The sequence below is a fragment of the Ruminococcus sp. zg-924 genome (assembly GCF_024433635.1).
GTDB lineage: Bacteria > Bacillota > Clostridia > Oscillospirales > Acutalibacteraceae > UBA7067.
Genome location: NZ_WNJZ01000034.1, coordinates 1 through 1,635, shown reverse-complemented (window position 1 = coordinate 1,635; position 1,635 = coordinate 1). Strand labels below are relative to the sequence as shown.

The following is a 1,635-nucleotide window of genomic DNA, read 5'->3' as shown; positions in this document are numbered from 1 at the left end:
GGTATGTTGCAGGTGTTCAGGAGCTTTGCAACGGCGAGCACTGGGTACCGGGCGCAGAAGTTAACAAGATGACATACAACCCTGAGACAGGTCTTTATGAGATCACATTCTCACAGGTTGGCGAAGGTGCATCTGAGACTAACCCGTTCTCATTCGAATTTAAGGTAACATCAGCTACACTTCCTGACTGGTCAGACGGTGTATCATATCCGGCAGACGGTAACGTAAGTGGTGCAATCTGCGCACAGGATGACGTTAAGGTAACATTCAACGCTGCAACAGGCGAAGTTAAGTGGGAGAGTAACTCGGCATTTGAAATTACAAACCACATTTACAGAGTTGCAGGTAACGGAGACCTTTGCGGATCAAGCTGGAATGCAACAGATGACAACAACATCATGACCTATAACGAGGAAACAGCTCGTTATGAGAAGGTATACACAGGCGTTGCAGCAGAAGCAATCAACGGCTATGAATACAAGATCACAGTAGACGGCGCAAAGTGGATTCCTGACGGCATGGGCAACAACCCTGTTGTTTATGTTGAGGAAGACAACTCAACAGTTACAATCTGGTATGATGAAGTAACAGGCGAGTGGGGCGCAGACGTAGAGTCAACAATCGAGACAGAGACAGAAACTGAAACAGAAACAGAGACAGAAACTGAGACTGAGACAGAGACAGAGACTGAGACTGAGACTGAGACTGAGACTGAGACAACTCCGGTTGACACAGACTGGTATGTTGCAGGTGTTCAGGAGCTTTGCAACGGCGAGCACTGGGTACCGGGCGCAGAAGTTAACAAGATGACATACAACCCTGAGACAGGTCTTTATGAGATCACATTCTCACAGGTTGGCGAAGGCGCATCTGAGGCTGCTCCGTTCTCATTTGAATTCAAGGTAACATCAGCTACACTTCCTGACTGGTCAGACGGTGTATCATATCCTGCAGACGGTAACGTAAGTGGTGCAATCAGCGCACAGGATGACGTTAAGGTAACATTCAACGCTGCAACAGGCGAAGTTAAGTGGGAGAGTAACTCAGCATTTGAAATTACAAACCACATTTACAGAGTTGCAGGTAACGAAGACCTTTGCGGATCAAGCTGGAATGCAACAGATGACAACAACATCATGACTTACAACGAGGAAACAGCTCGTTATGAGAAGGTATACACAGGCGTTGCAGCAGAAGCAATCAACGGCTATGAATACAAGATCACAGTAGACGGCGCAAAGTGGATTCCTGACGGCATGGGCAACAACCCTGTTGTTTATGTTGACGAGGACAACTCAACAGTTACAATCTGGTATGATGAAGTAACAGGCGAGTGGGGCGCAGACGTAGAGGCAACAATCGAGACTGAGACAGAAACAGAAACTGAGACAGAAACAGAGACAGAGACAGAGACAGAAACAGAGACAGAGACTGAGACAGAAACTGAGACTGAAACTGAAACAGAAACAGAAACTGAGACTGAGACTGAGACTGAGACTGAGACTGAAACTGAGACAACTCCGGTTGACACAGACTGGTATGTTGCAGGTGTTCAGGAGCTTTGCAACGGCGAGCACTGGGTACCGGGCGCAGAAGTTAACAAGATGACATACAACCCTGAGACAGGTCTTTATG

1 protein-coding gene is annotated in these 1,635 nt (G+C 47.3%); it reads left to right on the top strand.

The window, feature by feature from the left end:
* On the top strand, positions 1 to 1,635 hold a 1,635-nt coding region (locus GMA13_RS10495; protein WP_255911238.1), incomplete at both ends, for a hypothetical protein.